The organism is Pyrinomonas sp. (genome assembly GCF_040289685.1).
Taxonomy (GTDB): Bacteria; Acidobacteriota; Blastocatellia; order Pyrinomonadales; family Pyrinomonadaceae; genus Pyrinomonas.
Window position 1 is genome coordinate 1 of the sequence record NZ_PSLQ01000036.1, and the last position, 24,712, is coordinate 24,712.

Below are 24,712 nucleotides of genomic sequence, written 5' to 3' on the forward strand. Positions count from 1 at the left end.
GGAACTGGAGGCTTGACCGTTGGTTGAGCGCTCTAGCTGTGCCAAAACATGCCAGCGCTGCACTTGGTGCTGCCATTGCGCCTCGGCTCTCACCATCTCGCCGGACGGTTGCGCTTGCGCCTGTTCGGCGGCCTGCGTGGCAGCCGTTTCAGCCTGAGGCGGGTCAACCAGTGTCTCGTGTTGAATCTTCCCTATCGAACGGATACTCATCTGCGCACCTCCCTAGCAAATCAAAAGTTTTCAGCGTCGAACAACAGTTGTTGCCGTCAACGCGCTCGACTTGTTGCCGTCAACGCGCTCGTTTGTGGCAGCAGTTGACGCGCAACAGTTGAGAGTCTGGCCAGAAATTTGGCCTTCTAAGAATTATTATCGGCGATTGGCGGAAAAAGTTTCCTGGTGATTCCCGAGGCGCCTGTTTTGCGGGGATTTTGGAGAAGAGCGCCGTGTGGGGTGATGCCTGCGACCAAGCGGGCGCTGCTGAGGAGAGAACGAGGGAGCGGCGCTAAATCTCCCTGCGCAGAGGCTTTCGGCAGAATGGGCTGGGCGTCGCTTCTGAGTCGCTGAATTCCCTTGGTGGGGTTAGACGAGCGCGCCGGGCGAGGCGCACGCTTTAGCGATCAATGGCACTGAAATTTCTTGGCGGAAGTTAAACGCTCTTGGAAAAAGAGGTCGTAGTCCGAAGGACCAGCGCCCTCAACCCAACAGCCCCGACTACCATTGGGTCAACACAATCACGCGAGCCTTCGGACTACGATCAAAGGTTGCGCGCATCGTGCGCAACCGAACTCGTCCTTGGGAGTGTTCGCACTCCCATGTGAATCGCCGCGATGCCCCCGGTCAAATTTCGATATGAGACCTTTTCCAACCCAGCTTCGCGCATCATCTCGGCCAAGCGGCGTTGATCCGGAAAGGCTTGTACGGAGCGGGGCAGATATTCATACGCCCCTTTGTTTCCGCTCACCCATCCGCCGACACGTGGCAGCAAGCGCGTGAAGTAGAGATCGAACAGGGAACGCAAGCCGGGTAACACCGGGTGCGAAAACTCTAGGACGAAGACCGCTCCGCCGGGACGTACCACGCGGCGCAGCTCTTCAAGCCCGGTGTGCAGGTCCGCCAAATTGCGCAACCCGAAAGCGATGGTCGTAGCGTCAAAGGTTGCGTCATCGAACGGCAACCGCAGCGCGTCCGCTTCGACGAATGGTATTCGTCGCGCGGCTGCTTCCGCTTTGCGCTTGGCGATGGCAAGCATTGGGCGGCAGAAATCCAACCCAATGACTTTTGCTTTGCACCTTCTTGCCAGCTCAAGCGATAAGTCCCCCGTTCCGCACGCCACATCGAGAAGGCGCGGCTGGCTTCGATCGGTCAGCACCGCAGCCACTTGCTCACTGAGCAAACGGCGCCAGCGTTGATCGACGTTGGCCGAAAGCAGATGATTTAAAAGATCGTACCGGGCGGCGATTGAGGCGAACATCGAACGAACCTGCCGTGCGTGTTCAGTTCGCGCCTCGAAATCTTGCCCGTTCTCGTTGACGTTCGACACAATAACTCTTTTGTAGAAACCTTTGGTTGCAGTAATCTTGCAATTGACTTATGAAGATTTTACATCGTCATCAGGGGACGAAGAGAGCAGAGGCCTTGGTTTTGAGCACCTCCTCGTCGCCTATAATCGCCGTCGCAACGGGCGCATCTTTGAAGAGTCGGACCGCGACGCGCTGCACATCGGCGGGCGACATAGAAGCGAGCGCGCGCGCTTCGTCCGATGTGTTCACGCCGTAAGTCTCTTGGTCGAGCCAGAGCGCAGCCAGCGCCTCTGGACGATCAAGGGGGCGGTTGATGTCGGCCAGTCTTTGTCGCCGGGCGCGTTCGAACTCCTCGACGGAGGGCGGCTTGGCGCTGAGTTCGACCCACGTTTTTCGCGCCGCTTCGAGAGCCGAAATCACATCCGCCGGACCCACAGGCGCGCCCATGACGAAAACGCCGGAGATGAGGTGCGCATTGTGGCGGGCGAAGGCGGCTACGCGCGCCAACGGCGCAAAAGCTGCTGTCCAACGTGCCTGCGCGATGAGTGCCAGAACCTCTGCCGCTGGACGGTCACGGTCGCGGCGCGCAAGGCCGCGCACAGCCAGTCTTAGCTCCGCCGTTTCGGCACCCGGCAGGTTGACGATCAGCGGTCGGGGATCAGGCGGATCAGGCTGACGAAAAGTCGCTGGCACGCGCGTTTCGCTCTTGCGCCATGGGCCAAGAAGTTGACGCACGGCACGCATGGCGCGAAGGCGTTCCACGCCGCCGATGATGACCAGCGTCGCGTTGTTTGCGTTGAGAAAGCGTTCGCGCGCGAAGAGCAGATCGGCCCGCGTGATGCGCGCGAGCGAGTCGGCGGTGCCAGCTATGGGGCGACCCAGCGGGTAGTTGCCGAAAAGGCGCGCAAGCGCTGCTTGGTCGGCGATGATGTTGGGCGCGATGCTGGTCTCGCGCACGAGTTTACGACGCGCTTCGCGCAGTTGAGCGATGGTCGCCTCATCGGGAAGCGGGTTGAGCAGCGCGTTGCGCAAGATCTCGACCAACCGCTCAAAGTCTCGCGATGGGCCGACGAGCGTGATCTCGAGGTAATCGTGGGCGACCGTTACGTCCAGTTTCCCATCCAATTCTTCGGTGATGAAGCGACGCACCGATGGATCGGGGAAGAGCGCATCGCCGAGCAGCGCCATGGTGCCTTCTTTGCCCGCAAGATCGAAGATCGCGCCGCTGTGGACGCGCAACCGAAGCAACACGTGCGGATCGGCGTTTCTGACTTGGAGCAGGATTTTCAGCCCGTTCAGCAATTGTTCGCGCTGCGGTTCAGCGGAGAGTTGATGTGCACAGAGCGCGGACGTCAGACACAAAACGACCGGCAAGGCGAGCAGCAGATGAATGGGTCGCGTCATCATCGTTTCGAGCGTTTGTCAGTTGAGTGGCAAGGGAATCCCCTTGCCGCGAATAAACTGTCGGACCTCGACGTGCGCGGATCTCTCTTCTTCCGGGGAGCAGAGCAAAGTTTAGAGTCCTTCTTTCGCTGGCGTCAACCGCCGACGAAATAGGTCATCGTTTAGCGAGTCGTTCCTTAGCTGGCTCCGCCACAGACGTCCTCGTCCCTGACCGTTCGCTTCTGAAGCGCTCGTCGGGCGTCAACCGTTGACGTTAAGCGAGCATCCAAGCACTTAGCTGATGAGCGCGCGGCGTACGCGCTCGCGATCATGTTGAGTTATAATTCGGCTCGATGAGGGTGCGCCTGAGAACCGCCACCGAGCCGAATCCGGTTTGCGATCTCCGCTGCGCTTTGCGTTTTCGCAAGCGCGGTTGTAAGGTGAAGCCATGAAAAGATGTCCGACTTGTCAGGAAGAGTTCACCGACCAATTCAGTTTCTGCCCGGTTGATGGCACGCCGCTCAATGGGCTGCATGCGTCCGTGATCGTGAACGAAGAGCCGAGCGCTGTGACGCACCAAGCCGCAAGCAATGGGCAACACCGGATGGTCCCTGGAGAGGCGTCGGCTCCGAGTTTCGCCGACAACGGTCCGCAGCGAGCGACCGAGGACGGGTCTTTCATCGTCGCGGCGAAAGCGACGGAAAGACCGGAACTCCATTTGACGATCATAGAGGATGAGGGGCTGTGGCGACGGTTGCTGGCGGAGCTGCGTGAGGTCAGGCGTCAATCGCAGTTGACTTGGCCGGAATTCAAGCGCGACCCGGTCGACTTCACGCGCCGTTTGGTCGTCGGCTATGGAGCTTTGCTCCGTCGTTCGCTTGGACGACCCGAGGTACAAGCGGGCATCGTTTTCGCTTTGGTCATCGTCTTCTCGGTGGTGCTCTTCGTGCTTACGCTCGACCGAATGCGTGGGCGAGCGGTCGCCGACCGAGCGCGAAACGATTTGGAATTCAAGGGGATGATCAGCACCGAAATCCCGCTCGAAGAGGAGCAGCCCAAGCCCAAAGATCAAGGCATCGGGACGGGCGAGCAAGGACGTGCTGGCTTCGCCAAAGGCCGTGGCGAAGGCTCCAAACCGCAGTTTGAGCGAGCAGGAGGCGGTGGTGGCGGCGGACGACAGGAAGCTGCACCCGTACAACAAGGCAAAATACCACCGCCCGCCCCGGTTCCAGCCCCCATTCCGAAAGAGCCGCCGCAGTTGAAGGAGCCTCCCAAGATCACTGGCGGCATGGATATCGACCCAGCGTTGTACCGCGATATTCCGGCACCGAATTTCGGCGACCCGCGTTCCAATTCGCGCACGCCCTCTTCTGGATCGGGAACCGGTGGCGGTATGGGCACGGGTGAAGGGACAGGCATCGGGCCTGGATCCGGCGGCGGTTATGGTCCGGGGCGAGGTGGCAACATCGGCGGCGGCGACCGGAACATAGGCGGTGGCGGTAGCGGCGGCGGCACAGGAGATGATGTCGGTCCTTTCCCGGCCAGTCGCGTGACGCAAAAGGCCGTTATCCTCTCCAAACCTGAACCGTTGTACACCGAAGAGGCGCGCAAGAACAATATCACGGGAACGGTCGTTTTGCGCGCCGTGCTCGCTTCCAACGGCGAAGTGACCAACATCCAACCCATTCAGCGTTTGCCCTATGGGTTGACCGAGCGCGCCATCGCCGCGGCCAAGCAAATCAAGTTTCGCCCGGCGATGAAGGATGGGCGCCCTGTCTCGCAATACGTGCGGCTGGAGTACACGTTTAACATCTACTGAAGATCTCCAACGCGAGCCGACGAAACGCCAAGGCCCGGTCAACCATGTTTGCCGGGCCTTTCACCATTAGTTGATGAAGTTCGCCGAGAGGACCAAGCGAACGGGTCACCCAACGAGCTTTTCGGCTACACGGCGAATCCGTTCCACTCCCTCTTGCAACCTCGTCATCGACGTTGCATACGAGATGCGGATGAAGCCTTCAGCGCCGAAACCGGCACCGTCGGTGACCACCGTGTGGGCCTCTTCGATCAATCTTTGGGTGAATTCCGCCGAGGTGCGCACCGGTCCGCGCAAGCAACCGCGCACATCAGGAAAGGCGTAAAACGCTCCTTCCGGTTCGATGACGCGAAAACCGGGAACGTCTCGCAAGGCAGCGATCAACCAGTTGCGGCGACGCTGATACTCGGCGAGCATGGCCGCGACGCACTCTTGCGGTCCGTTGAAGGCTTCGGCGGCGGCGCGTTGAGCGATCGAGGTCGGATTGCTCGTCGAGTGTTGTTGCACTTTGAGCATGGCGCTGATCCATTCGCGCGGTGCGAGCGCGTAACCCACGCGCCAACCGGTCATCGCGTATGTCTTCGAAAAAGAGCCGGCAATGCATAGCCGCTCGAGCAGCGCGCGGTCAAGCGTCGCTGCGCTCCACGCCTCGGCGGGCGGATAGACGAACTGCAAATAGCACTCGTCCGAAATGGCGTAGAGGTCATTTTCGGCGACCACTTCCATGATGCGCTGGAACTCGTCGGGCGGGATGACGCGGCCCGACGGGTTGGATGGTGAGTTGATGATGAGCAAGCGCGTGCGCGGCGTGATGGCGCGACGGACCTGATCGGCCGTCAGCGCGAAGTCGGTCTCTTCGGTCTCGATGAAGACGGGCGTCGCGCCAGCGAAGACGACGATTTCGGGAAAAGTGACCCAATACGGCTTTGGGATCAACACTTCGTCGCCCGGATTGACGAGCGAGACGATGGCATTGAAGATCGCCTGTTTGCCCCCTGCCGTCGCCATCACTTCCGACGAATCGAAGCGCGCGCCGAAATGTTGTTGGTAATAGTTCAAGATCGCCGTCAATAGATGGCGCGTTCCAGCAGTCGGCGTGTATTTGGTTTCGCCCGCACGCAGCGCTTCAATGGCCGCTTGTTTGATGTGTTCGGGCGTGTCGAAATCGGGCTCGCCCGGTCCGAGATCGACCACGTCTATGCCTGCAGCCCGCATCTCGATGGCTTTTTGCATGGCCATCAAGGTCGAAGATGTTTGCATCTTGGCGACGTTGTTTGCAACCGGAAACTTGGTTCTGGCTAGCATTCTGTTGCGCTTTCGTCCTCTCGCCGTTTTCGCTCGAAAGAGCAGGATACCAAGAATCGCCGTTTGCGAGGAAATTAATTTTTTCAATCCCGCTTCGTCACATCGCGAGACGCGAAGCGATGAGGCCACTCGCTTCAGTCGCTTCGCTCGAAGATGGTTCAACGCGGGCTTGGCGAAACGTGCGGAGGGGAGCAGCCCGCAAACCTCCAGCGTCTCAACCTCGTCTAGCGCGGACTTTGTAAAGGGCGGCTCGATGCTCGCCTGATCACCGGGCCGCCGGGCAGCCGTCATCGTGACCCGAAAGATACTACCTCTTGCTCGCGCGTTTTGCAGACTTCTTACCAGACTTCTCGCTCTTCGACGCTTTTTTGGTCGAGGTCCGCTTGGCTTGCCCCCCTTTCTTGCCCCCTTTTTTGGCCGAAGATTTGCTGACCTTCTTGCCGTAACCGGATCCGCCCGGTTTTTTGCCGCCGCCGGTCGTTTTGTTGACAGTTGCCCAAGCGCGACGCTCGGCTTCTTCTTCGGGCACGCCCCGCCGCTCGTAGCTTTCTTCGATGTGTTCGGCCTGTCGCTTCTGTTTATCCGTGTACTTCGATTTGTCGCCCCTTGGCATTTTGAACCCCTTTCCTTGAAAGAGTTGGTTCCGAAGAACGGGCGCAGTATAGCATGCCTATTTGGAGCGTGAACCCGGAAAATTCACGCGAGAGGCTCGCCAGTTACGGAACGGGAGAGAGGCCCACCTCACAGAACGCTGAAGGGAACCGCACGCCTTCGCAACGAACCGTGCGGCTCCTTATCAAAGCTTCGAAAGCGAATCCGGCTTCGTTGCTTGGCGAGCGCCGGCCTCGTCTACCACAAGGGGCGGCCTTCAAAAACTTCGAAAGCGAGTGGGCTCAACTGGGATCGAGCCAGTTCTCGCCGCACTGTGCCGGCAAGATGCGACTCAAAAAATTTGAATTGCGCATCGAAATTAATGGCGTTCTCACCGCACTGTGCCGGCGAGATGCGGTGCACTTGGCCGCTCAGTTCAATTAGCATCGGGTCGGTTCTTTCAATCGAGCGAAACGAATGGCGCGACCTTCGGAGCGCAAGGCTTGTGTTCCCTGTCACCTTTTCCGAAACTCCCGCTGCATGTGCTCGGTTCCTCGTCTTCCGAGCGGTAAAGTGTGCCTCACTCTGTCACTCTTTCCGAAACTTCCGCTGCATGCGCGCCTCCACCGATGGCGGGACCAGTCCTTGCACGGCGGCGCCGAGTTGGTAGATCTCTTTGACGAGACGGGAGCTGACGTAGGAGTATGCTTCGGCAGCCATCAAGAAGACCGTTTCGATCTTCGGCTCCAAGCGCCGGTTCATCAAGGCCATTTGCAGTTCGTATTCGTAATCGGAGATGGCCCGGATGCCGCGAATAATGGCGTTGGCGCGACGCTCGACGGCGAAGCGCACGAGCAACCCTTCGAACGATTCGACTCGCAGCCTGCAACGGCCCGCGTCGATTTCGGCGAGCACTTCGAGAAGCATGGATTGCCGTTCTTCAATGGAGAAGAGCGGACGCTTCTCTGGGTTGACGAGGACAGCGATGATGATCTCATCGAAGAGCTTGCAGCTTCGCTCGATGATGTCAAGATGACCGTATGTCACCGGATCGAATGATCCGGGGTAGATCGCGCGTCGCATGGGGACACCCCATCCAGCCGTTTCGTGGAACGCAAGCGAAATTAACACACCGCGCGCGTCGGAAACAAAGCTTAAGAAGCCAGCGGCAGGGACCTTTGCCCGGTTGGGTCGGCGGAGGCTCTTCTCGCTGACCGCAACATCGCACGAGGCGGTCCAGGCGGATCGGCTCCGACCATAGATCTACCTTGCATGGGCGGATCGCCTTCACCTTGGTTCGGATCGGCGAAAGTCAGCGGTCGCGCTAGCTGAATGCAGAGCGCCAAGTGGCGTTCGCCTCGATTTTGATCCGTAGAAGTTGACGGCTCAAAAGACCTCAGGCTCTTTCTAGAACTCGCTTCATCAACACATGCTGATAGCATTGAGCGTCCGATTCACCGGGCATTCTTCAAACCTGCCGCGCCGTTTCGGGCATTTCTGAGATCGCCTCTAGTAGCGTTCAGCCAAAGAAGCTACAGAAACGGCCTGTAGTTCGCGGCTCGCGGCGAACCCTTGTGTTTCGGCGGCGGCGCGCATGGCGATGCGCCCGATGGGCTGAATGTTCAGCTCCGGCGTCAATTCCTGATAGGAGAGGACCGATAGGTTTGGGAATTCGAGTTCGACCAGCTTGCGCACGAAGCGGCGCAGCTCCATATCGGTTAGAATCACTGGCTTTTGCGCGTGGGGCGGCGGCGTGCCGATCTCACGGCGGATCGCTGCCATAATATCGTGCGAGATCGTCGGATCGAGTGACAAGAAAGATCCCGTCGAAGTGCGTCGGATCGCGCTGCGCACGACGTCTTCGATCTCCGGATCGAGCAAATAGACGAAGAGCGTATCACGCCCACCCGTGTAGCGGAAGGAGATGTAGCGCTTCATGTATGAGCGCACGTATTCGGTGAGCATGACCGCGTCTTTTTCGATGCGTCCCCATTCGCTCAACGCCTCGAGGATGGTCTTTACGTCGCGAATCGAAATCCCTTCTTGGACCAATCTGTGAAGAACGTCCGTGAACTGGTGAATGGTGATGATCTTGGGGACGACCTCTTCGACCAATTTGGGTACGCCGCGCGCGGCAAAATCAAGCAGCCCTTGCGCCTCCTGAATGCCGATGAACTCGTGAGCGTACTTGCGCATCACCATCGAAAGGTGAAGCGTGATGACCTCCGCCGGTTCCCACACCTTCAAGCCAGCCATTTCAGCGATGCTGCGCTGCGCGGCTGGGATCCATGTCCCCGGTCGCAGATCGGCGGGATTGCGCACCTCTTCGCCGTCAAGGCCGAAGACGCGGATGTTCTCCAGCGAGTCGTTGACGTAGACGCAATCGGGCTTGATCGTCCCATAGACGACCGGCACCTCCTTGATGGCGATGAAGTACTGATGGGCTTTGAGCGGCGCGTTGCCGCTGACGTAGCAATTAGGCAGCAGCACGCCGAGATCGTAGTAGAGCGACGAGCGGAGCTTCGGCAGTTCAGCCCGAAAGCGCGCGCCCGACGGCGTGTTCTTATCAATGAGCGGCGTTAGTTCCGAGCTGACCACCACCGCGAGCGGCACGGCAAAGGTCGGTTGCAGGTCGTCCTGCCCCTCGGCAGTGCCAGCTTTAGCTCGACGCTCGGCCTCCTCCTGTTCGGCGATGCGTTGCGTGCGCAACAGACTGTAGCCAATGGCCGCCAGCCCTGCGCCGACGATCAAGAGCGGAATGTGCGGCATGCCGGGCAAGATGGCGAGCAGCAAAAGCAGCCCGGCGGCGACGAGCCACGGCTTCGGATTGGCGAGCAACTGTTGCGTGATGTCGGCACCGATGTTGGTTCGCTCTTCCTCTGCTGAGACGCGCGTCACGACGATGCCCGCCGAGAAGGTGATGAGCAACGACGAGATGATCGCCGCCAGACCGTCGCCGATGGTCATGATGGTGTACTTGTGGGCCGCCTGCGCAAAGCTCATCCCCTTGGACCCGACGCCGATGGCCAGCCCGCCGGCGATGTTGATGAGTGCGATGATGATTGTCGCAATGGAATCGCCCTTGACGAACTTCATCGCGCCATCCATGGCGCCGTAAAGTTGCGATTCCTTCTGCAGCGCAGCGCGCATCTGGCGAGCTTGTTCCTGCGTGATCAAACCGGCGCGCATGTCGGCATCGATCGCCATCTGCTTGCCCGGAAGGGCATCGAGCGTAAAACGCGCCGCCACTTCTGCTACGCGCTCAGCGCCCTTGGCGACCACGATGAACTGCACCACGAGGATCATCAAGAACATCACCGCCCCAACGATGATGCTCCCGCGCGCCGTCAGATGACCCAGCGCCTCGATGACTTCGCCCGCGTAGCCTTGGTCCAAGATGCTGCGCATCACCGACACGCTCAAGCCCAAGCGAAAGATGGTCGTAAACAGCAGAATCGACGGATAAGACGTAAACTGCATCGGGCTTGAGATGTAAAGCGATGTCATCAACACGATGACCGAAATGGCTAGGTTGATGATGATCAGCGCCGAGATGATGAACGTCGGAACCGGAACGAAGAAGATCCCGATGACGATGATGAAGGCTAGCGGAAGCAGAAGATCGCTGTGACGGGCGAGGAGCAGGGAAACGTCCCCTTTTCTGATCTCCGCCAGCATCGGCTTCAGAGAGGCGAGGATTTTGTCCATGCCGAACCCCCAAAAAAAGCGCTGCCGGTTCATTACCGTAGGGCACATCGGAATGGCTCAAGAATACTCAAGTATCAGAAAAATTACCACTGCGGCGAGCAGCGTTCCGATCACCATGATGATGATCTCGGTGAGCGTGAAGTAGCCGAAGAATCTTCGTTGCAACACGGATCTATCGTCTGCGGTCGGGCCGAGGCTACTTGCGACAATTTCCGGCGAGTCGTGCGTGGCGAGAGCGTTTTCGCTTGACGTGAGCGGGTTGACGGGCGGCGGCAATTCCTGTGGGAGGATCGAGTCCAAGACGGCGAGCGCTGCCGGTTCATGGAAGGTGATGTAGCAGTTTTGTGCGGCTGCGGTCGCTTCATCCGAAGGCAGCAGTGCGAGGCGATCCCCGTTGCGCAAACGGCGCGGTTGATTCAAGATCTCGCCGTTGACGCTGACCGCATGGCGCCCGCGCGGTTCAAGAACGACGCCGGACCAATCTTTGCGCGCCAGCGCGCGCACGATGACGACTTTGAGCGGATCGCACGTAATGCGTTCCCCGCTCTCGTCCCATCCGATGAGCATCTCAGCGTTCTGGATGAGCACGCGCTCAGTGGTTGCATCCGGCTGGTGAAGAATGAAGTAAAAGTTGTCCTCTTCGTTGCGCAGACTGGAGAGGATGGTCGCAAAGCTTCCCGGTCTTTCGGTGGCGCCAGATGTTGTTGCCCCCATCTGTTCCTCTTTTCCGGTCGGCGCTTCGGATGAGAGCGATATGACGAAATCGAGCAACTCGATGCGATCCCCGATCTTTACCGGACGCGGAGCTTTGGGCGGGATCGCTTCGCCGTTGAGATAGGTGTCAGGCGCGTGGCTGAAGAGCGTCCACTGATCGCCTTCTCTGATGATGGTGATGTGTTCGGATGCAAGGCGCGAATCGTTGACAACCAGCGTCGCCGTCGGATCGCTGCCGATGGTGATGACGTCTTCGGCATTGACCACGCGCTCAGCGAGGGGTGGTTCATTGGGCGTTGAAGTCTGTTTTTTGAGGATCAACTTCAGAGCCATAAGAAAGCGAGCGAGGACGGTCGAACGCTCAACTTCGGCGCTGGACTTCTATAAAGAGCGAACGTCAAGCGCGTTCGTTGACATGAGCGCGCCGCTCATAGTATCACAAGACGCGAGTCGCAAGGCAACCTTCTTTTGAATCGGCGGCGGAGGCAGCGAGATGAGCCTTTTCGAGCAGGAGCCGAGATCAGAGGGCGACGAAAAAGAGGGGCTTGCCGATCTTTTCCGTTACCCCTCACTGGAAGCGCTGCTGGAGAGAAAAGAAGCGCTCGAGGCCGTGCGCACACGCCTCGAATACACGGAGCGCGACTTGGAACGCGTTATCCGACAAGGGCCGCGTGACGATGTGCCGCGCGCGCAGCGCGCCTTGCAAGCCGTCAGCGCAACGCTCGCCCTGCTAAAGGAGTTGGAACAGCTCAAGCTCTCCAAATGAACGGTGCCGTCGGCCTTGCAATTTCCGGTTCAATCCTTGACCAAATTGCGCCCGACGTTAACGTCGCACGTCGTTCGAGATGGCCGCCGAGAATCTCCCCGCTGGGGAGATTCAGCAGCGCCCGGCTTTAACGGCGTCATCGCAGATCGAGACCGAAGATGAGGTGGCATCTCTGAAGGCTGTTTCGGCGCCGATGATCAGCTCTTGAGCGATGCCGATCTCGCTGAATTCGTTCTCAATGAGGGCGATGTGCTTGCCGTGATTCGCCATCGGGATGCGATTGAGCAGGGTTGTTTCCCCGAACCGAGAAAGACGGTCAACACCGTCATTTGGATAAGAGCAGTTTTCGATTCGCGTTCCACTTGGGCTTCCTCCATGCACCACAGATAGGAAAATGAATTCTGCGATAGGCCCCATTCGCGTTCCACCTGGGCTTCCTCCATGCGGCTAAGCGGTCTCATGTCCTTGCGATCTTGCGCCTTGCGTCCAAGCCGTCTCGATCGAAACCGGGTCGGTCTAACCGATTCGGCAATTACGAAAATCTCCGGTCACGTTAAGCCAGGATCGCGCTCCACAGTTAGAGACGCCGTTGCATTATTTTCGTCAGGATATTACGCCGAACGAGGCTTTTTCGTGCGGTGGCATCTGGAAGGGATTCCAACCGATGGCGATCCCGTTCCTTTCGTTTGCGAGTAGGCGGTCACATCTCGCGTCCGCTTGAGCTATCGGTCGAAAATCTACGGCGCGACTTCGAGGAAGTCTCCTTAATCGCCGTCAATCAATGTTCGGGCAACTCGTGTAGTTTCTTCAACCCGCGCGTGCTGGGTGGGCAATGGGACCACGGGGCGATGGGCAATGCTTATGGACAGGGGTGCGTTTGAAAAATGTGCTCGACAAGGCGGCGTCCCGGAGCGATTGGTGTGACCTTCAATTGGATGCGACCGTCCGCGCGATTGAACACACGCGCGCCGAGCGCCCGTTCGAGAGCTTTGATCTGTAGCGTCAAGGCAGGTTGCATCAAATAGAGCGCCGCTGCCGCTTGCGTAAAGCTCAACCGTTCGGCGGCTGAGAAGACCTTCAGTTTTTCGTCTTTCATATGTTTTATATTTCAGTCTCCTTGGTCGAATTCCGGTGGCGAAGAGCATGGCACCGGAAATAATTTTTTCGACTTTGTGGATGAAAACCCTTCCATGCGGGATTTACATTAATTGAAGGGTTAAATCAAATCTCAAGGAGCCATCAACGATGTTCAGGAGGGATCAACTGTTCGCGCTGGTTTTCGTCTTCGCGCTGTTCGGCGCGCCGCTGTTTGCGCAAAAAGCCGAGCGTGGCAAAGGACGTCGCCCGGTTCGGGTAGAAGTCTTCGCCCCAGAGAAGAACTATCGGGTTGGTGTCGGCGGTCGAGGTTGGTTCGTTGATTTGGCGATCGAGTATGATGCGCCACTGCGGGCGACCGGCTTCAATGGATTCCAACTGACCGGCCCGGGAGCCCACAATAACATCCCTCCTTTCCCAGGGACTTTCTCGGTTGGCAAAGATGACCGACTGCCCGGATTGGTCGTGTTGCTTTCGACGACGAGGTTGGGGGCCGGACCCGGTCAGAATCTCGCCAACCTCTTCAACTTGACGGGCATCACCAATCTGGAAGAGGGTAAGACGGAGTTGTGGGACACGTGGATCGTCGGTGCGCCTTTTTTCGGCGTCAATACGCAAAGCACGTTGTATGTGGCGGTGGTTGACGATCTCAACGGCGACGGAATCTACAACGATGCGCCCGACGTGGTGCCGGACTCGAACGGCGATGGCACTATTGATGAACGCGACTTGGAGGCGCTTGGGCTCGCTTCCAAGGTCGAAAAGGTGATGTTTTTCATCAATCCATGAGAACGTTTGCCCCGCGCGACGCAGAGAAGATGAGAGCGAACTCAACAGCTTGGAGCGTGGCGTCCGGTAGGGCGACGGCACGCTCCCTTTCGCTCGATCTGCTGAATGACAACGCCGAAGCGGATCTCGACTTGAAGGAAGAAAGGTCTGACGTCGAGGAGTTCGAGCTTTTGGTCCTGCCACATGTGGCGAGGATGTTGCGCGTAGCGCTGCGTCTGGCTCCTGATCGGTCCAGCGCCGAGGATCTTGTTCAAGATGCTTTGTTGGCAGCGTGGCGTTCCTTTCATCGCTTTGAGCGTGGGACGGATTGTCGGGCTTGGCTCTTCAAGATCATGTTGAACTTGGCTACCAAGCGTCGTCGTCGTGAGCGCCGCTTCGTCCCATTGATCGATGCTTCAGAGCAAGCCTACTTCCCAAAATCTGCAGAGACATTGGCTGCTCTTGATGCTCTGTCCAAAGAGCATCGAACGGTGTTGTTGCTTGCGGCCGTCGAGGGTTTCACGTGTCGAGAGATCGCGCAGATGCTCGATCTGCCGATTGGCACAGTGATGTCGCGGTTGAGTCGGGCGCGCGCCGAATTGCGCCGGTTGCTCGGGTACAGATGAGCGAGCGATGCATTGGAGAAGGCCACAGGGAGAGAGGTTTGAAAAGCCCCAGACGAATTATGCGATGGTATCTTAAATGAACTGTCAAGATGTAAAGGAGCTGATACCGCTTTATCTGTCGGGCGAACTGGATCGCGATAGGAGAGCTGCCTTGGAAGGGCACTTCCCCGCTTGCGAACGATGCGCGCGCTTGCTCGAAGCTGACCGTTGGGCCGACGAAGTTGTGCGCCGTAGTTGCGGAGCCGTGCCGGTCGATTCACAGCTTGTGATTGCGCGCGTGAAGCGGCATATGAAGCGAAGCGGCAGTCGATGGTTACCGTCGCCAGACCTCGGTTTCAAAAGGTTGGCTTTCGCCGCTTGCGGGCTATCACTGATGGTCGCTTTGGCTCTGTTTTTCGTCGTTCGGCTCACGCGGGAGACCTCCTTGCTTGAAGCGGCGGCGGAACACCATCGTCATGAGGTGATTGAACGGGAGCCGCGCGATTGGTACGAAGGAGAAACGGGAGCGCGGTCGTTTTTGGCAGCCAAACTCGCGCGCGATGAGGTGGTTGATCTGGTCGAGGGGACGGGGTTTAAATTGGTGCGCGCACGCGAGTGCAATCTTCTCGGTGACAGATACGCCCACTTAGTCTTCGCCGACGGGAAGCGAGATCTCTCCGTGTTGATTAACCTGCGGACAGATCGGGAGGCACCCGAAGAAGTACGGGTTCGCATCGCATCTTTAAGCGGCGTGCGCGTTGCCGAAGTGCGCGTTGCGGCTCGGACGATGATTTTGGTCGGCGGCGTCTCGCATGACGAAGCCGTGCGTCTTGCAACTGCGGCTGCCACACGCTTCGGTTGAGAAACCAGAGGAGGGCAAATCGTGAGACAGGGAAGAGGTGTCATCTTCATAACGGGGGTCGCCGTTTTGACTTATGGCATATGGGCGCGGGGAGAACAGCATCGGCATAGCAAGAGCGAGGCACAACGAGGCGAAGATTTCATCGTCTCGACGGAAAGAAGTTTCCCCGAATTGATGAGCGAGGCGATGGCGCTCATGCACAAAGAGATGGAAGCAGCCCCGCGCACGGGCGATCCAGATCACGATTTCGTCGTTGCGATGATCCCGCATCATCAAGGCGCGATCAACATGGCTAAAGCGGTTCTGCTTTATGGCAAAGACGAACGGGTGAGACGTTTGGCGCAACAGATCATCGCTGAACAACAGTATGAAATCGAACTGATGAGGTTGTGGTTAGAGCGACACGAGCGCGGTGCGATCCGACAGGAACCTCAAAAACGGCCCGACGCGTCTTCGGAGGAGAAGTCGAAATGAGGCGAAGAACGATGCTGCAAGCGAACCACCGGAAAACGAAAGAAGCGATCAGAATCTCACTTGAAGTTCATGCCATGGGCGCAAGCCTTCTTCTTCGAGCGACAAGAAGCGCTCGCTATGTGGGCGTGCTCCGGGCGTTGATCATCTGTGCGTCGTTGGTCTCGCTCGTGATTCCAACGGCAGCGCAAACATCCTATGCGCGAGATCGCGTCTATACGGCGGATCAGATCTCCAACACCGTTTCGGTCGTCGATCCAGCGACCAACCGTTTGCTCGGCATCATCCGCTTGGGCGACCCATTCATTGCCGGTTTGAGTCCGCTCTATAAAGGCGCGTTGCTGGTTCACGGCCTCGGCTTTTCACCCGATGGACGCACGTTGGCAGTCGTTTCCATCGGCTCGAACTCGGTCACCTTGATCGATACGGCCTCCAATCGCGTCAAAGGCGTGGTCTATGTCGGTCGTTCGCCGCACGAAGCCTTTTTTACGCCCGACGGGCGCGAGCTATGGGTTGCCGTGCGAGGTGAGAACTACATCAGCGTGATCGATCCGGTGCAGATGAAAGAGCTGCGCCGCATCACGACGGTTGATGGACCGGGGATGGTGCTGTTTCGTCCGGACGGAAAATACGCCTTTGTCCCATCGAGTTTCACGCCGACTTTGTGCGTTATCGATGTGCAGCGACATGAAGTGGTCGCCAAGGTCGAACAAGCCAGTCCCTTTTCTCCCAATTTGGCTGTTAGCTCCGACGGCCGCGAAGTCTGGTTTACGCTCAAAGACGTGGGACGAACGCAAGTCATCAGTGCAGATCCGCCTTTTCGCACGCTGGCGGTGTTGGACACTGGACCGATAACCAACCACGTCTTTTTGCTCGAGAACGAAAAGGGACGCTTCGCCTACATTACCGTCGGTGGGACGAACGAGGTTAAAGTCTATCGGCGCGGAACTGCGCCGACGCTCGTGGCGACGATCCAAACCGGCGACTTGCCACATGGCATCTGGGGATCGCCTGATGGCAAGCGCGTTTACATCGGATTAGAGAACGGCGATGCCGTGCAGGTCATCGATACGCTTCAAAATCGCATCGTCGCGACGATCCCCGTAGGTCAGTTGCCGCAGGCTTTGGTCTATGTGCCGAATGCAGCGCTGACCAGCACGGGCGCGGAAAATCTTGCGCCGCTCGACGAAGCAGCGCAACGTTTGCACGTCGCTCTGGCCTCGACTTCGGACGGAAAAGGGCGTGCGACCGTAGTCGTCAACTCTTTGGGTTTGGTGGATCATTTGCAGATCGCCGCTGCCGGATTGGCGCCGAACGCAGAGTACTCTTTGCAACTCGTGAGCAAAGATCGTCGCGAGACTCCAACCACGCTCGTCAAGTTCAAGACCAACGCGAGCGGATCCGCCATCGCGCAAACCATCGGACCGATCAAATCTTTGTTGACCGCGATGCCTCGCGGTATTCATCCGGAGAGAGAGTTGGTGCTCGTCTCAGCCGGAGACGGACGAACGGCCCTCGTGCAGAGTGGTCCAGCGTCGTCTCGCCGATGAGAAGAAAAGAGGATCGAGCAAGCGTCCCTCGAAGATGAGCGCAGCGAAAATAAGCTCATGCTCGGGTAGTTTGGGGCATACCCTCAAAACTTTGCTGTCGGCGTCAATAATCTTTGGCAAACATAAGCTTATGCTCGGGTAGTTTGGGACATGGAGCACGGCGTCGCTTTGAAGTCGGAGGATGATGGGGATTCGCATGCGACTCGCGCTTGTGATAAATATTGAGACTAGATGTCTCGCGCGCCCCATCAAACATGTGATCTTTTCTCCAAGCAGCAGCGTGAAAAGCGCGCGCGGCCCTGCTTGCGCCATGCGTTGTTGATCTGTGCGGCATTGGTGCTTGTCGTTGGGCTGTTTTCAGCGCTGGCAGCTTTGACGGGCGCATCCGATCAAAACGCTCTGATCGCGCTCGCGCAACAAAGGGCGGAAGACGAGCGACGTCATTTGTGGCGACTGGCGGTTTGGGGTGGAGCGAGCCTGATCTTCGGCGCGGCGCTCTTTCTTTCAAGGAGGGGGGCTGTTTTTCGCGGATTCGCGGTGCAAAACGCCGCATGGGGAGCGATCGACCTGTTGATCGCTGTCGTCGGCCTATCTTCTGCGAGACAGCTTCCGCCGCCGCTATGGGCTGAGGTCTTCCGTGCAGAGAGGAATTGGCATGACATCTTGCTTCTCAACACTGGTTTGAACATCGCCTACGTCGTCGTCGGTCTGGCCCTGCTCGCTGCGGGTAAAAACGGCGTACGCCATGCGGCTGCGTGGCGCGGGCACGGTGCGGGCGTGGCGGTGCAAGGTGCGGCGCTCCTCTTGCTGGACGGTATCGTGCTCATCGCCTCGCGCCAACGCCTCGTGGAGCTTCTCCATTTGATCTTTTAGCGCGCCCGTTCGAACGGAGAAAGCGAATTGGACGGGCCGTGAGCTATTATCTCGCGCTCGAAGAAAATGGTGAGACGGGCGAATAGCCTTATCCTTCAAGCGAGAAGCCTCACATCGCTGGACCAGCGTTTAAGACTTGGAGCGTAGTTCAGCCTCCTGCCGCTTCGCGCCGAGGAAGAAGGTCGAAAACCGACGTTCAGGGTTCGTAGCTCAGTCTCCCACCGATGATCTTCGCCGCTGGCGTGAGGGTGTGTTCCGCGCTCGTCTTGCGATCGAGGATATGGATCACCATGATCCCACGCGCAAATAAGTAGTCTGCGATCAAGCTTCGGTGGCAGCGCCACCAGACGGCTTCGGCGCACATGAGCGCCGTGCGAAAACTTTGTGCGAAAGCGATGACGCGCTCGATGTCGGCGCGAAACTCTTCCGTCTCCATATGATCGGCGTAGCCGCGAAGCGACCTGTTCTTGAGCGCAGTGTTCTTGGATGACAGAGAAGATTGTCGCCGACCACCGAGTTGAGGAAGCCAAAGATAGAGAATCCCCGCTTGTGAAAGCTGCTCGCTGAGCGTTTCGCGACCGAACCAAGGATAACGCCGCGATGTCGGATAGCGGCGCACGTCAATCAGCGCTTCGATTCGATGCGCGGTCAGCAATGCTACGAACTCTTCCGAGCTTCGCGTCGAATGGCCGACGGTCCAAACCGAAAGCGGCTCGCGCGTTCCATCCGCCGCGCGCACGATGCTCTTTTCTCGTTCGCTTTCCAGCAACGTGAGTTGTTTCACGCTTCAGTTATCCGCGCGATGAAATCTTCACAACGGCTTTCAAAACATAAGCGCGGACAGCGAATTAGCATCGCGTCCTTCGGCGTCACCGACCCAACATCTTAAACCTCGGAGTAATTCGGCACAACATCCGACCGAGCGCGTTCGGGGCTATCGGCATCTGAAGCGTATTAGCTCGTGGCGTTTGGTTTGCACGGTGCTCTTGGCACCTCAGGCAGATCGCCCGTTCGTTGGGAAGCTGTTTGTTCGCTTGTTCCTTTACGGACTTTCATCACCTCGTCGCCGCCCGCTTCAGCTCTTCGTCCGAGAAGCTATTGGTTCGCTTGTTTTTTCGGCTCCTCGGAAAGAGCGCTGTGTGCGATGGCGATTTGCGCTATGATCCGCCGTTCGGCGTTCTTGAAGCTGCGCGCTAGTTCGAGCGCGCGGTCGAAATCGGCGCGTGCGAGGAGTCGAAAGGGGGTCGCTATGCTCAAAGGATCCTCCGGCGAAAATCTCATGGCCGACGGCGAGAATAGGTCGACTGAGGCTCGTTGGTTCTCGTCCAGCCGGTTCGCCAGCTCAACACCTCGCCGCATCAAATCGAAGGCGCGCAGCGCATCGAATCGCGCCGTGACGCCTGCCGTAATGATGAGCGCTTGGATCTTCTCCGGGCTATCCTCGCTCTGTTCGATGAGCCTGCGCGTTTCATCGACGAATTCGGCTGCTCGCGCTAGATCATTGCGATTGAGCGCCACCTGGGCCATGTTCGCGAACGCGATGGCCCGAAATTGTAACCGGGAGATTTGGCGAGCGTAACGCAGCGCTGTGTCAAAATCCCCATCGTTGATGTGCGAGTAAGCCGCTTGCAAGCGCGTTAGATCAGCGGCGAGACTCCTGAAGTCTTCTCTCTCGATCTTGTCCGCAGTCGAGATGGCTTCAGCGAAGCGTCGTTCGCGAACCAGCTCTCGCGTGGCGCGGAAATAGAGCAAGGCGCGCTTGAGCTCTTCCTTTTCGTTCTCCGCTCGGGAGATCAATTCCTGTGCCGATTCTTTCTCAAATAAGGGATAAGCTGGGTCAGCGTCTTCGCCGGCTCGTCTCTGCAGTTCGTCGCGTAAGGCGCGCACCATCGCGCTCTTGTCCGGTAGATAACGATCGTACGCTGGCGCGAGCATCTGCGCCGTCGCAAGGCAGGAAGAATCCCTGCCCATCTCTGCTCCCCCGCCGGCGCGCGACGCTTCGGCACACTCCGTGAGCTTGGCGAACACGACTTCAAGGTACTCACGGGCGAGCTGCGGATCATCGTTCAGAACCGCCCTCTCTCGCGCGCTCAGTGTGCTTAGGTTCAGCGGCAAGAAAGCCATGAAAGGAGTGGGCATGGCATAAACAGAGAGCGACATCAGAACGTTTCCCGCGGGTTGGAGTTTTAGCTTTTGCAACGCTACGCGATAGATTTCATCGGCACGCGCGCGGTCGTGCACCTTGAGCATGAAGAGAACGCCGGCGAACATCGGATTGACGTCGGTGTCGAGGCTTTGTCGGATGAGCCGCGCTGCCAGCGCCGGGTCGCTCCCCATGATCGTCGAGGCCATTTGCAAGAGTACGAACGAGCGGTTGAACAAGCGGTTCAGCGCATCTTGAGATGCGTCCTCGACTTTTTGTCCCTCCGATTGGCTAGCTTGCTCGGAGATGGTTTTGACCAGACGTTCGGCTAGCTCGGAATCATGTTTGATGGCGATGCGCAAGATTTCGCCCTGCAAGATGAGTCGCGACTGCGTAGCCGACAGCGCGTCCGAGCGGCTGCTGGGTGGAGGCGAAGACGAACGTTCTTCTTTGAGATCGCTGGCGGCGCGAAAAGCTCCCTCCAATAGACGGCGCGCGCGCGCCGCGTCGTACTTCCAGAGCAGATCGGCGATCTGCGCTTGCGCGCGAATGCGCAATTTAGCTTCGTCCACCTCTTTGAGCGAAGCGAGGATCTGATCCAAAAGGATCAGCGCGCGCCCTTCGAACGGCGAAGCGTCGCGTTCACCTAGATCGCTTGCGAGAGCTGCTGCGGCACCGGTCGGTTTTTGGTCTTGTCCTTTTGCGCGCTTTTGGTCGGCGCGTTGAGAGGGGCTATTGGCTGATTGCGTTTGCGCTATGGATGAGGTCGCTCGAACGGAGGTCCAAAACGTGAGCGTTGCGAGCGACAGCGCCAGTGCGACCAAAGATGATCGAAGGTTCGTAGGGCAAGGCATTGTTTTCACGCTCCCGTATTGAGATATGCGCGATTGCAAGCTTTGGTTAGCCTAATCGAATTTCGCTTCGGAGACAATGCCGAGTTAGGCGAGATCGACCCTGTTCAGGCACGCCATCCGCCTTGATCTGAAGAAAGGCGGGGACCTCCGTCGACTCAAGTGAGGAAAGAGGTCGCGTTGAGAGATTTCATTCGGGTATTCAGACGCGAGCCTTCGTCGACTCGAAGAAAGAGAGGTGTGCGGCGGTGGCTGATGAATGTTCTGGCCCGGAGCTTCGTCGATTTAAGTAGGGAAAGGAATGACCTCGGCGACCAAAGACTGTTCTCCGATGATGACAATCTGTTTCGCCGTCGGGAGCGTGCGCACCTCGTTCGCGGGTCGAAGCTCACTTTTCAACGATGATGATGCCGGACATACCGCTGCCGCCTTTGCCGCCGTGAAAAGAACAGTAGTATGGATAGCGCCCCGCTTTGGTGAAGCGGTGACGAAAGACCTGTCCGGGGTTCAGTGTCGGCGACGAGAAGCTGCGCCCATCATCCGAGGTGACTTGATGCGTTCCTTCTTCGTCGGTCCAAACGACCGTAGTGCCCGCTTTGACGCGCAACTCTTTGGGTTTGAACTCAAAGTTCGTCATCGCCACGTTCGCCACTGCTGCGCGTCGTTTCTTGTGTTGCGCCTTCTGTGCTGGAGCGGTGGCGACCGCGATGTTCGCTGCCAGCAGCATTGAGGCGAGCAAGGATTTAACCTTCATCTGTTCTCCTTCGTCGTTGATCGGCTCGGTCGAGCGAGCACACGATGGGTAAGCAAACAGAACGTCGCCCATCGTGTGCTCACCCAGCCTGTTCGTCGTTATAGCTACATGCGTTTTGCTCTCTTCATCGAGCCTTTCTTCTTGGGAAAGGGACCTTGCTTGATCTTCTTTTCAGGCAGCGGCGGAGCTGGTTTGAAATTCGCTGGGAGCGGCGTTCCCGTCGCATCGCTTTGGACTTCGACCATCTGCGACTTCATCGGCGCCAGAATTGCCAGGAGCTCATCCTGTTCCGGCTTCGGGACGTTGAATTTGTTGAGGGTTGCAACCAAATCTTCCACCAGCGCGTTGAACTCGCCGTCGGTGATGCCCATGTTCTTGTGGGCCGTCTTCATGTCACGCCCTTGATATTTGCACGGGCCGCCGGTGGCTGCGCAGATTTGCTGTTTGAGGAAGTAGAGCAGGCGCGGTGCGTTGCTCTTGGCGAACTTCTGGTTGATGCGCGGATCGGCCAGCACTCTTTGAGCGAAGTCGTCCACTACGGCTGAAATGGCCGCCTCGCCTCCGAGCCGCTCGTAGAGCGACTTCTTGGGTGTTTGCGCGTATGCACCGACAACGAAGAGAAGAAATAGCGACGTCAAACAGACGAGCTTTCTCATTTTGTAGCCCTCCGAAAAAGCAGTGTGTTCGGCAATTTGCCGGTTCGTAGGAATTTACGTTTGTTGCTGACGTTTCGGATTTACGCCCTTTTCCGCCAAGGCAGCCGCGCCATAAAATACTACTGCAGAGGTTCTGGGTCAACGTGGAAGGGGTGAAAGTCGCGCTGCGACTGGAAGCGGAGAGTTACAAGCCGGGCGAGTGCGGATTCAAGGGCAAGAAGGGAAGAGGCGCTTGACGCCTTCGCAAGCGAAAGGCGCGGTTAGTCGTTCTCGATTTGGCCCAGCGCCGCCAAATATGCGAGCACAGCTTCCTTGCAGAGCCGACGGTAGCGCCGGTGACTCGCTTGCCAGTCGGCCTCCTGCAACCAAGCGACGAAGAGTCCATCGATGATGGCGCGCACGACGGTTGCCGCCTCGGCGACGTTGCGCACGCAAAAAGCGCGCCGTTCGGTCCCTAGTCTGATGATCTCGGCATAAAGGCCTTCTTCGATGGCACGCACGTCAGCGGTCAAGTGCGCGAACTTTTCGTTGCGCGCAGCCAGACCGATCAAATCGAGGTAGGTGAGATAAAAGCGGCGGTTGGCTTCCGCTTCGACGAAGATCGCGTCGATCATGGCCGCGATCTTTCGCTTCGGAGCTTTGGCTTTGGCGACGGCGCGGCGGATGCGTTCGGCCACGCGCCCGAGCACCCAACGCATGGTGGCGTGAACCAATTCCTCTTTTGTCTTGAAATAGTAGAGGACGATGCCTTTGCTTACGCCCGCCTCATCGGCCACGCTTTGCAGCGATAGATCGAGCAGGCCCTTTTCGCTGCACAGCTTGTAGGTGGCCCAGATCAAACGCAATTGTTTGTCCGTGAATTGGTCCAGATCGAGAGCTTGGGTCGGCATGGTAGTCTTTCGCGGCTCCCAATATTCAAAAACCAGAACGCCGATCCTTCATCGAAGCCTCATCCATTTCACCTCGTTGGCGAATGCGCTCGAAGGGGCTACCGCAACATCGGCAGACGTATGGGGTCGTCATCAACTGCGGTCCGAAATCTCCGAGCTGTTCGACATCGGTTGATCCGCACCAAGGACAGGCGACGAGTTCATCGTGCGCGTTAGCTTCAGGCGTCTTTCCAGCGGATCCCAGTTCTGCCACGGTGGTTCCTCGTATTCCCAGCGCCGTCGGCGCATATCCCACTGCGGGCTCGCCGACGGTTGCACGCCGGTCTCCAAAAGCAGCGGCATGATGCGCGCCAGATAGCTTTGTCGCCACGTTTCGTTGTCGCCAGCGATCAACGCTTCCTGTCGCAGTGCTTTGACTCCCGGTTCGCCTTGCGGTCCAAACCAGAGCATCATCTCCGGAAACAAAGATTCGATGCTGCCGGCAAGCGCGCGCCGCCCCTCTTCCGTTGCCGCCAAATCGCGCACGCGCCCTTCCGCATACTCCAAGTGAAACGCTTCTTCTTGGAGGATGCGCGCCGCCCGACGAGCAAGCGCCGCGTAGTTCGACTCGGCGAGGTGTTCGAGCATGGTGGTGATGGCGACATCGGTGAGCGCCAGCGCGGCGACCGCGTGTGACCAACTGGGCCACGGGGCGAGCAAGAAGCTGATCGCATAGCGTCTTTGGCCAGCTTTTTCGCGTTCCAACGTTTCGGCGCGTCCTGGGAAGGGAAGCTCCTCGAGCAACGGGTAGAGGGCGCGCGCGTGCCCGAGTTCTTCTTGTGTCAGCGCGGCGGCGGCGACCGCGCCTTCAAGTGAGGGTGCGCCGACAGCCCATTCCGATAGTCTTCTTCCGAGATAATACTTGTTATCGGCGAGCACGACGATGAGATTGATCATCGCCGCCAGCGCCGCATCGTTCTCCATCCAATTACGATTCATCGGACTTCTCTTCGCTCCGCAGCACCCAACGGATCTTCTCTTCGGGGATCAAGACGAGTTCGATCCACGGCCCCAAGTGGTTTTCCAACGCCGCGCGCCGTGCCGCCTCGTCGCTAGCGGCTTGCAATACGCCTTGCTCCGTCAATGGTTCGGGGTACTCACGGCGGCCAAAAACTAAGTAGCTTCGCATCATCTTCACTCGGGCGTGATGAGCCACATGACGTGGCGGCGCGCGACGACGAACATCTCGCGCCACTTCAGTTCATCGTAGAGCGTGTAGGCGAAAATCTCTGCGTCCTTGGGCGAGCGGGCCTTCACCGTGCCGACATGATGAAGCGGATCGTCGGCTTCGTGACGAGCGAAGACTTCGTAGTACTCTTCTGTCGGCGCACCCATGTTGGCTGCTACTAGGC

Annotated in this window: 26 protein-coding genes and 2 pseudogenes; 9 read left to right on the forward strand and 19 right to left on the reverse strand. The window is 58.3% G+C overall.

Going from position 1 to position 24,712, the window contains the following annotated elements; all coding sequences use genetic code 11:
- The 3 genes from C4334_RS09015 to C4334_RS09025 form a co-directional block, all read right to left on the reverse strand.
- The coding region (locus C4334_RS09015) for a hypothetical protein (protein WP_352431756.1) at positions 1-210 on the reverse strand (210 nt) is incomplete at its 3' end.
- A gap of 544 nt (positions 211-754) precedes the next feature.
- On the reverse strand, positions 755-1,540 hold the full coding sequence (gene ubiE, locus C4334_RS09020) for a bifunctional demethylmenaquinone methyltransferase/2-methoxy-6-polyprenyl-1,4-benzoquinol methylase UbiE (RefSeq protein WP_352431757.1): 786 nt from the start codon (positions 1,538-1,540) through the stop codon (positions 755-757).
- A gap of 70 nt (positions 1,541-1,610) precedes the next feature.
- Positions 1,611-2,927: a M16 family metallopeptidase gene (locus C4334_RS09025; protein ID WP_352431758.1), complete on the reverse strand. Its 1,317-nt coding sequence runs from the start codon at positions 2,925-2,927 to the stop codon at positions 1,611-1,613.
- Between the two features lie 424 nt (positions 2,928-3,351).
- On the opposite strand from C4334_RS09025, the gene C4334_RS09030 reads away from it, so the two are divergent.
- Positions 3,352-4,722: an energy transducer TonB gene (locus C4334_RS09030; protein WP_352431759.1), complete on the forward strand. Its 1,371-nt coding sequence runs from the start codon at positions 3,352-3,354 to the stop codon at positions 4,720-4,722.
- A 105-nt stretch (positions 4,723-4,827) separates the two neighbouring features.
- On the opposite strand, the gene C4334_RS09035 is transcribed toward C4334_RS09030, so the two are convergent.
- The 5 genes from C4334_RS09035 to C4334_RS09055 all read right to left on the reverse strand — a co-directional run bounded on the left by C4334_RS09035 (position 4,828) and on the right by C4334_RS09055 (position 11,370).
- Positions 4,828-6,024, reverse strand: a complete 1,197-nt coding sequence (locus tag C4334_RS09035) for a pyridoxal phosphate-dependent aminotransferase (RefSeq protein ID WP_352431760.1) — start codon at positions 6,022-6,024, stop codon at positions 4,828-4,830.
- A 307-nt stretch (positions 6,025-6,331) separates the two neighbouring features.
- Positions 6,332-6,637, reverse strand: a complete 306-nt coding sequence (locus C4334_RS09040) for a plasmid stabilization protein (RefSeq protein ID WP_352431761.1) — start codon at positions 6,635-6,637, stop codon at positions 6,332-6,334.
- Positions 6,638-7,203: 566 nt separating this feature from the next.
- Positions 7,204-7,698 (reverse strand): pantetheine-phosphate adenylyltransferase, encoded by a 495-nt coding sequence (gene coaD / locus C4334_RS09045; RefSeq protein WP_352431762.1) that lies wholly within the window; start codon positions 7,696-7,698, stop codon positions 7,204-7,206.
- A gap of 426 nt (positions 7,699-8,124) precedes the next feature.
- Positions 8,125-10,323 carry a type III secretion system export apparatus subunit SctV gene (sctV, locus tag C4334_RS09050; RefSeq protein ID WP_352431763.1) on the reverse strand — a complete coding sequence of 733 codons (2,199 nt, stop codon included), beginning with the start codon at positions 10,321-10,323 and terminating at the stop codon, positions 8,125-8,127.
- Positions 10,324-10,380: 57 nt separating this feature from the next.
- The gene (locus C4334_RS09055) at positions 10,381-11,370 is read right to left on the reverse strand and encodes an FHA domain-containing protein (RefSeq protein WP_352431764.1); all 990 of its coding nucleotides are present in this window, start codon (positions 11,368-11,370) and stop codon (positions 10,381-10,383) included.
- Positions 11,371-11,530: 160 nt separating this feature from the next.
- Between C4334_RS09055 and C4334_RS09060 the strand changes: the two genes are divergently transcribed.
- A complete protein-coding gene (locus C4334_RS09060; RefSeq protein ID WP_352431765.1) occupies positions 11,531-11,803 on the forward strand; it encodes a hypothetical protein in 273 nt (90 codons plus the stop codon).
- 183 nt (positions 11,804-11,986) lie between these two features.
- On the opposite strand, the pseudogene C4334_RS09065 reads toward C4334_RS09060, so the two are convergent.
- Positions 11,987-12,180, reverse strand: a pseudogene (locus C4334_RS09065) (GTP-binding protein); the annotation flags it as partial.
- Positions 12,181-12,441: 261 nt separating this feature from the next.
- Here C4334_RS09065 and C4334_RS09070 point away from each other — a divergent pair.
- Complete coding sequence (locus C4334_RS09070) at positions 12,442-12,684, forward strand: molybdopterin-dependent oxidoreductase (RefSeq protein WP_352431766.1); 243 nt, start codon at positions 12,442-12,444, stop codon at positions 12,682-12,684.
- On the opposite strand, the gene C4334_RS09075 is transcribed toward C4334_RS09070, so the two are convergent.
- The gene (locus C4334_RS09075) at positions 12,663-12,899 is read right to left on the reverse strand and encodes a helix-turn-helix domain-containing protein (protein WP_352431767.1); all 237 of its coding nucleotides are present in this window, start codon (positions 12,897-12,899) and stop codon (positions 12,663-12,665) included. The two genes, C4334_RS09070 and C4334_RS09075, sit on opposite strands and share 22 nt — an antisense overlap.
- Before the next feature lie 149 nt (positions 12,900-13,048).
- On the opposite strand from C4334_RS09075, the gene C4334_RS09080 reads away from it, so the two are divergent.
- The 6 genes from C4334_RS09080 (at position 13,049) to C4334_RS09105 (ending at position 18,027) form a co-directional block, all read left to right on the forward strand.
- Positions 13,049-13,687: a hypothetical protein gene (locus C4334_RS09080; protein WP_352431768.1), complete on the forward strand. Its 639-nt coding sequence runs from the start codon at positions 13,049-13,051 to the stop codon at positions 13,685-13,687.
- Positions 13,688-13,716: 29 nt separating this feature from the next.
- On the forward strand, positions 13,717-14,292 hold the full coding sequence (locus C4334_RS09085; protein WP_352431769.1) for a sigma-70 family RNA polymerase sigma factor: 576 nt from the start codon (positions 13,717-13,719) through the stop codon (positions 14,290-14,292).
- A gap of 76 nt (positions 14,293-14,368) precedes the next feature.
- Entirely contained in the window at positions 14,369-15,133 is a 765-nt protein-coding gene (locus C4334_RS09090; protein WP_352431770.1) for an anti-sigma factor family protein, read from the forward strand.
- 21 nt (positions 15,134-15,154) lie between these two features.
- Complete coding sequence (gene copM, locus C4334_RS09095) at positions 15,155-15,607, forward strand: CopM family metallochaperone (protein ID WP_352431771.1); 453 nt, start codon at positions 15,155-15,157, stop codon at positions 15,605-15,607.
- Positions 15,604-17,154, forward strand: coding sequence for a YncE family protein (locus C4334_RS09100; RefSeq protein ID WP_352431772.1), 1,551 nt, complete (start codon positions 15,604-15,606; stop codon positions 17,152-17,154). The genes copM and C4334_RS09100 overlap by 4 nt, the downstream gene beginning before the upstream one ends.
- 231 nt (positions 17,155-17,385) lie before the next feature.
- Positions 17,386-18,027 carry a DUF6992 family protein gene (locus C4334_RS09105; RefSeq protein WP_352431773.1) on the forward strand — a complete coding sequence of 214 codons (642 nt, stop codon included), beginning with the start codon at positions 17,386-17,388 and terminating at the stop codon, positions 18,025-18,027.
- Positions 18,028-18,223: 196 nt separating this feature from the next.
- Here the strand turns inward: C4334_RS09105 and C4334_RS09110 are convergent, their stop codons facing one another.
- From C4334_RS09110 to C4334_RS09145, 9 genes and pseudogenes are all read right to left on the reverse strand, one after another.
- Entirely contained in the window at positions 18,224-18,811 is a 588-nt protein-coding gene (locus tag C4334_RS09110) for a DUF488 domain-containing protein (RefSeq protein WP_352431774.1), read from the reverse strand.
- Positions 18,812-19,122: 311 nt separating this feature from the next.
- Positions 19,123-21,024, reverse strand: coding sequence for a hypothetical protein (locus tag C4334_RS09115; RefSeq protein ID WP_352431775.1), 1,902 nt, complete (start codon positions 21,022-21,024; stop codon positions 19,123-19,125).
- 385 nt (positions 21,025-21,409) lie between these two features.
- Positions 21,410-21,775, reverse strand: a complete 366-nt coding sequence (locus C4334_RS09120; RefSeq protein ID WP_352431776.1) for a cupredoxin domain-containing protein — start codon at positions 21,773-21,775, stop codon at positions 21,410-21,412.
- Between the two features lie 104 nt (positions 21,776-21,879).
- A complete protein-coding gene (locus tag C4334_RS09125) occupies positions 21,880-22,431 on the reverse strand; it encodes a group I truncated hemoglobin (protein ID WP_352431777.1) in 552 nt (183 codons plus the stop codon).
- Between the two features lie 260 nt (positions 22,432-22,691).
- A complete protein-coding gene (locus C4334_RS09130; RefSeq protein ID WP_352431778.1) occupies positions 22,692-23,321 on the reverse strand; it encodes a TetR family transcriptional regulator in 630 nt (209 codons plus the stop codon).
- A gap of 25 nt (positions 23,322-23,346) precedes the next feature.
- Positions 23,347-23,487: pseudogene (locus C4334_RS14810) on the reverse strand (hypothetical protein); the annotation flags it as partial.
- Entirely contained in the window at positions 23,454-24,299 is an 846-nt protein-coding gene (locus tag C4334_RS09135; RefSeq protein ID WP_352431779.1) for a Phenylacetic acid catabolic protein, read from the reverse strand. The pseudogene C4334_RS14810 and the gene C4334_RS09135, both read right to left, overlap by 34 nt.
- A complete protein-coding gene (locus C4334_RS09140; RefSeq protein WP_352431780.1) occupies positions 24,289-24,492 on the reverse strand; it encodes a hypothetical protein in 204 nt (67 codons plus the stop codon). The genes C4334_RS09135 and C4334_RS09140 overlap by 11 nt, the downstream gene beginning before the upstream one ends.
- 2 nt (positions 24,493-24,494) lie before the next feature.
- Positions 24,495-24,695, reverse strand: coding sequence for a hypothetical protein (locus C4334_RS09145; RefSeq protein WP_352431781.1), 201 nt, complete (start codon positions 24,693-24,695; stop codon positions 24,495-24,497).
- Between the last annotated feature and the right edge of the window lie 17 nt (positions 24,696-24,712).

Coding starts and splice junctions, on each gene's coding strand:
- C4334_RS09025 (WP_352431758.1), bottom strand. CDS start 2,927: ATGATGACGCGACCCATTCATCTGCTGCTCGCCTTGCCGGTCGTTTTG.
- C4334_RS09030 (WP_352431759.1), top strand. CDS start 3,352: ATGAAAAGATGTCCGACTTGTCAGGAAGAGTTCACCGACCAATTCAGT.
- C4334_RS09035 (WP_352431760.1), bottom strand. CDS start 6,024: ATGCTAGCCAGAACCAAGTTTCCGGTTGCAAACAACGTCGCCAAGATG.
- C4334_RS09040 (WP_352431761.1), bottom strand. CDS start 6,637: ATGCCAAGGGGCGACAAATCGAAGTACACGGATAAACAGAAGCGACAG.
- coaD (WP_352431762.1), bottom strand. CDS start 7,698: ATGCGACGCGCGATCTACCCCGGATCATTCGATCCGGTGACATACGGT.
- sctV (WP_352431763.1), bottom strand. CDS start 10,323: ATGGACAAAATCCTCGCCTCTCTGAAGCCGATGCTGGCGGAGATCAGA.
- C4334_RS09055 (WP_352431764.1), bottom strand. CDS start 11,370: ATGGCTCTGAAGTTGATCCTCAAAAAACAGACTTCAACGCCCAATGAA.
- C4334_RS09060 (WP_352431765.1), top strand. CDS start 11,531: ATGAGCCTTTTCGAGCAGGAGCCGAGATCAGAGGGCGACGAAAAAGAG.
- C4334_RS09075 (WP_352431767.1), bottom strand. CDS start 12,899: ATGAAAGACGAAAAACTGAAGGTCTTCTCAGCCGCCGAACGGTTGAGC.
- C4334_RS09080 (WP_352431768.1), top strand. CDS start 13,049: ATGTTCAGGAGGGATCAACTGTTCGCGCTGGTTTTCGTCTTCGCGCTG.
- C4334_RS09085 (WP_352431769.1), top strand. CDS start 13,717: ATGAGAGCGAACTCAACAGCTTGGAGCGTGGCGTCCGGTAGGGCGACG.
- C4334_RS09090 (WP_352431770.1), top strand. CDS start 14,369: ATGAACTGTCAAGATGTAAAGGAGCTGATACCGCTTTATCTGTCGGGC.
- C4334_RS09100 (WP_352431772.1), top strand. CDS start 15,604: ATGAGGCGAAGAACGATGCTGCAAGCGAACCACCGGAAAACGAAAGAA.
- C4334_RS09105 (WP_352431773.1), top strand. CDS start 17,386: ATGTCTCGCGCGCCCCATCAAACATGTGATCTTTTCTCCAAGCAGCAG.
- C4334_RS09115 (WP_352431775.1), bottom strand. CDS start 21,024: ATGCCTTGCCCTACGAACCTTCGATCATCTTTGGTCGCACTGGCGCTG.
- C4334_RS09120 (WP_352431776.1), bottom strand. CDS start 21,775: ATGAAGGTTAAATCCTTGCTCGCCTCAATGCTGCTGGCAGCGAACATC.
- C4334_RS09125 (WP_352431777.1), bottom strand. CDS start 22,431: ATGAGAAAGCTCGTCTGTTTGACGTCGCTATTTCTTCTCTTCGTTGTC.
- C4334_RS09130 (WP_352431778.1), bottom strand. CDS start 23,321: ATGCCGACCCAAGCTCTCGATCTGGACCAATTCACGGACAAACAATTG.
- C4334_RS09135 (WP_352431779.1), bottom strand. CDS start 24,299: ATGAATCGTAATTGGATGGAGAACGATGCGGCGCTGGCGGCGATGATC.
- C4334_RS09140 (WP_352431780.1), bottom strand. CDS start 24,492: ATGATGCGAAGCTACTTAGTTTTTGGCCGCCGTGAGTACCCCGAACCA.
- C4334_RS09145 (WP_352431781.1), bottom strand. CDS start 24,695: ATGGGTGCGCCGACAGAAGAGTACTACGAAGTCTTCGCTCGTCACGAA.